This window comes from Mesorhizobium escarrei (assembly GCF_935825525.1).
Classification (GTDB): Bacteria; Pseudomonadota; Alphaproteobacteria; order Rhizobiales; family Rhizobiaceae; genus Mesorhizobium; species Mesorhizobium escarrei.
Genome location: NZ_CAKXZT010000059.1, coordinates 1 through 4,745, shown reverse-complemented (window position 1 = coordinate 4,745; position 4,745 = coordinate 1). Strand labels below are relative to the sequence as shown.

Sequence of the window (4,745 nt, the reverse complement as noted above, 5' to 3'; positions counted from 1 at the left end):
CGCAAGCCGAATACCCCATCTGCCGACAAAGCGGGCATCAGAGGCGAGCGGCGTCAAAACAAGCATCGGCACTGTCACGTCGGTTTCTTTGCCGTTGAAGCTCCTTGAGCGTTGATCGGCGCTTCGGGTGGCGCGCCCGGGTACGTCAACTCCCAACCGCCACCGAGCGCTTTGTACAATTGGACAAGATTAGTCGAGATGTTGGTCGTGCTCTGCGCATGATCCTGTTCGGCCTGCAGCAGCGTGCGTGCGGTGTCGAGCACGGTGGTGAACTCGGTGACTCCGTCATTGTAGCGGTCACGGGCCAGCGACAAGGCTTGTCGCAGATGCTCGACCTGCCTGGCCAACCGGGCGCTACGCTGCCGTTCGGTCCGGTAGGCGACGAGGGCATTGACAACCTCGTGCCAGGCTTCCAGCACCGTCCTGTGGTAAGCGATCGCCGCCTCCACCTGCTGCGCCTTGCGAAGCTGCAATGTCGCCTTCAGCCGGCCGCCCTCGAAGATCGGCATCGAAATGCTCGGACCGAAACTGGTTGGGATCGCACTGGCCGTCAACTGGCTCGCGACCTTGAGGGCGTCGAAGCCCACCGATCCATTCAATTGAATGGATGGATAGAACTCGGCCACCGCCACTCCGATGTTGGCGGTGGCCGTGTGCAGCCGGGCTTCCGCGGCGCGAATATCCGGGCGCCGCCGCGCCAGCTCGGAGGGAATGCCGATCGGAACCCGGGCAGGCCTTGGCACCACTTGTTTCCCAGTGGCGAGTTCGCCGCGCAGTGCATCGGGCGGCAGGTCGAGCAGAAAGCTCAAGGCGTTGATCTGCTGCGCTTCCTGCTGTTCCAGGCTGGGCAACTGGGCACGAACGGCTTCGACCTGCGCTGCGGCGTTCTCGACGTCCAGACTGGTCGTCAAGCCCTTCTGCTGACGCGTTTGCGTCAGCTGCAAAATGTCCCGCTCGATCTTCAGATTGTCATTGGCGATCCTGATCAAGGTCTGCGTGCCGCGCAGCTGGATGTAGTCGCGTGCGGTTTCGGCGAGGCTTGAGAGGAGCGCGTCGCGCCGTTGTTCCTCGGAAGACTGGACTTGCGCATCCGCCGCTTCGACCTGGCGGCGGACATGCCCCCAAAGATCGAGTTCCCATGATGCATCAAAACCGCTGGTAAACAGGTCGGTCGGCTTTGCGGAAGAAATGGTGCTGTTCGGCGAACCAAGGAGACGGTCGATCAGGCTGCCCTTGGCACTCACGTCGCTAAGATTTTCACGTTGGTATCTAGCGCTGCCATTCAGGCTGGGTAGTCGAGCGGAGGCCACGGCACCGCGCTGAAAACGGCTTTCTGCGAGCCGGACGGTCGCAGTTTGCACATCGAGGTTGGCGTCGGCGAGGCGCCGCACGAGCGATGTAAGGGTCGCGTCGTGAAAAGCCTGCCACCAGGCGGGGTCGACGGGCTCGTGAACCGCCGCACTGGATCCCGCGGACGCTGGCGCAGCTGCCGAACCGATCGTGAACCAGCGTTTCGGCAACGCCGCATCCGGCCGGACGAAATCCGGGCCGACAGTGCATGCTGCCAGCGCGAACGTGACTGAAATCCCTGCTACGGTGTGTAATTTATGGCCCATGATCAACCCGCGTGGATGGCGCCCGCGCCACCAGCAGCCTTCTTGCCGGATAGCAAGAAGCAGAAGGGAACGGCGAAGAAGGCGACGAAGGAGAAGAACAGAAAGACGTCCGAATAGGCGAGAACGGCAACTTGCGTCCGGAAGGCCTGGTAGACCTCTCCAACCGCCACTCCATGGACCGACCCCGCGGCATGCCCGGTCGCCGTCAACGCACGCTCGTATTGAGCCACCAGCGCATTGTAGGGTTGATGAAAGGGCGAGGCCCATTCCGATAGATAGGACTGGCGGACCTGGCTCTGCTCTGTGACGAGCGATGTTGCGACGGAAATCCCTATCGACCCGGACACGTTGCGGACCATCGAAAAGAGGGCAGCCCCGTCGCCGCTCAGTTCGCGCGGCAAAGTGAGATAGGTGATCGTACTGATGGGCACGAACAGAAACGCGAGCGCGGCCGCCTGCCAGCTGCGCATCAGCACGAGCGTGGGGAAATCGATGTTCGGCGCCAGATGGCTCGAGAAGAAGAGCGCGCATCCCATAATGAAAAAACCGGCGGCGACGACGAACCGCGTCTGGACGATCGTCATGAGGCGCCCAACCAATGGAATGAGGACGATGACGATGAGGCCGCCCGGAGAAAGAATGAGCCCCGCCCAGGTTGCGGTATAACCGAGAACCTGCTGCGCGAGCTGCGGAATGACGACGGCGCTGGCGTAGAGGATTGCGCCCATCGCCGCGATCATTGCGCAGCCGGCGGCGAAATTCCTGTCCTTGAACACGTCGAGATTGACGATCGGCTTCTTGGCAATAAGCAGCCAGCCGATCGCGCCCGCGATTCCCAGGAAGGCGAGAAGTGCCATGAGCACGATGAAGGACGAACCGAACCAATCGTCGTCTGTGCCACGGTCCATCATGATCTGCAGGGATCCGAGACCAAGCGTGATGAGCGACAGGCCAATGTAGTCGAGCCCGCGGCTCTTCTTGTTTTTCACCCACGGCGGGTCTTGGACGAGAATCGAATTCAAAATAACCGCGAGGATGCCGACGGGTATATTGATGAAGAAGATCCAGCGCCAGGTCGACTGATCGGTGATGATGCCGCCGAGCGTCGGACCGAGGACCGGGGCGACGACCGTAGCGATCGCCGTGACGCCGAATGCGGCCGCGCGCCTGGCCGGCGGGAACGTATCCAGGATAATCGACTGCTGGTTCGGTTGCAGGCCGCCGCCGAAGAAACCCTGCAGCAACCGGAAGACGATCAGTTCGCCCAGACTCGTCGACGTTCCGCATAAGAACGAGAAGACCGTGAACATGGTGATGCAGATCAGGAAATAACGTTTGCGCCCGAAAAGATCGCTAAGCCAGCCAGAAATGGTCAGCACGATCCCGTTTGCCACCAGGTAGGAGGTGAGCGCCCAGGTCGCCTCGTCACTGCTCGCCGATAGACTGCCGGCGATGTGCGGCAAGGCAACATTGACGATCGTCGTATCGAGGACTTCCATGAAGGCGGCCAGCGTCACCGAAACCGCGATGAGCCAGGGATTGTAGCGGGGCTTCCAGGCCGCGCTGGCCTCGGCTGGAGTGCTGCTCATCGAACCGACACCGTCGGTACCACCGATATCCCGAGCGGCAGCGGAAGCTTGGGATCGAGCCCGCTGTCGATGAGGATCTTGACCGGCACGCGTTGAACGATTTTTACGAAATTGCCGGTGGCGTTTTCGGGTGGGAAGGCGGTGAACTTCGAGCCGGACCCCATCTGGACACTGTCGACATGGCCACGCAGGTCGAGGTGAGGATAGCCATCCACGTCGATCTTCACGCTCTGGCCGGGCCGCAGACCATCCAGCTGGCTTTCCTTGAAGTTGGCTGTAATCCATACGTCCGGCGAAACGATTGAGAAAATCTGCTGCCCGGGCGCGACGTAGTTGCCCATCTCCACGTTGCGCCGGGTTATCCAGCCATCCTGCGGTGCCGTCACGACCGCCCAGGAGAGGTTGAGCACTGCCTGATCAAGCTGCGCTTGAGCCTGCTCGACTTGCCCGTTCAGTTGTTCGACCTGCGCATCGCTCTGGCCGATGTGCTGCTCGACCGGTGAACTCAGCTGAACCTGGGCTTCGGCTTGCATAGCTTGCGCTTTGCTTTGACGCAGCGCGGCCAACGCGGCGTCGACCTCCTGCTGCGTTGTCGCGGCTTTCGGCAGAGTGCTCTGCCGATCATAGTCGGCCTGGGCCTTGGTCAAATTGGCCTGTGCCGTCAGCAATTGAGCCCGGGCCTGTTGGAGCAGGGCGGGGAAATTCTTGCGGGCGATTTCGGCCATAAGCCGTTCCCCCGCAGCTTGCGCCTTGGCGCTGTCCAGGGCCCCCTGCGCCCGATTCCGCTCGCTCATGTAGGACCGCGGATCGATATGGATCAGCGGATCACCCTTATGGACATATTGGTTGTCGGTCACGTCCAGCGACACGACGAGGCCCGAAACCTGCGGCGCAATGGTGACAGCCCGCCCATCGGTATAGGCGTCATCCGTGCTCACCAAGTTGAGGTTCGCATACCAGTAGTAGAACCCGCCGAGGACAAGAACAGCCAGGACAATGAAACCGATGATGAAGACGGGGGACTTGCGCCTTCTGTGTCCTGTGTCTGAATCGCCCGGTCCGCGCTCGTGGTGTTCACTTTCGACGGTCGCCTCAGGCTTCTCGTCCGCAGGCGGCAGGCTTCCAGGAACTTGTTGCTCGGAACTGTCTTCACCGGGGCGGCTATCGGCGGTTATGGAGACAGGGCGGTTCGGGACGCGAGCGTCGGTGAACAGCGCTTCTGTGTGCGCGCTCGGCTTGGGCACCGCGATCGCGAATGTCTCGCGGATTGGGGCGCTTGCCGGCAGCATCTTGGGCCCGCCACTGGCTTGGCGGAGCGGACTGATCCTGGCGGTCTGGGACATCGGGCGCTTCTCTCATGCGAACTGACTTGAGACGTTTTCCCCGACGTCGTCGCTTTCGCCTGACACGACCGCTGTGGGCTCACAGGACCGCCGACAGGCGCTCGGCGGAAGCCAAGGTTGCCTTTCAGAAACCAGCGGTCATGAGTTCGTTTCGCCACAGCTGACGATCAATGGTAAGCGCGTAGGTCACCCCACGT

The 4,745-nt window shown here is 61.7% G+C and carries 3 protein-coding genes; all 3 read right to left on the bottom strand.

From position 1 onward, the window contains the following. Nucleotides 1-74: 74 nt before the first annotated feature. The 3 genes from NMG80_RS04500 to NMG80_RS04490 are packed head-to-tail and all read right to left on the bottom strand — an operon-like array spanning nt 75 to nt 4,548. Nucleotides 75-1,616, bottom strand: coding sequence for an efflux transporter outer membrane subunit (locus NMG80_RS04500; protein WP_254017023.1), 1,542 nt, complete (start codon nt 1,614-1,616; stop codon nt 75-77). 2 nt (nt 1,617-1,618) lie between these two features. Beyond that, nucleotides 1,619-3,205, bottom strand: a complete 1,587-nt coding sequence (locus NMG80_RS04495; protein ID WP_254017022.1) for a DHA2 family efflux MFS transporter permease subunit — start codon at nt 3,203-3,205, stop codon at nt 1,619-1,621. Continuing rightward, entirely contained in the window at nt 3,202-4,548 is a 1,347-nt protein-coding gene (locus tag NMG80_RS04490) for an HlyD family secretion protein (protein WP_254017021.1), read from the bottom strand. The genes NMG80_RS04495 and NMG80_RS04490 overlap by 4 nt, the downstream gene beginning before the upstream one ends. Nucleotides 4,549-4,745 lie beyond the last annotated feature (197 nt).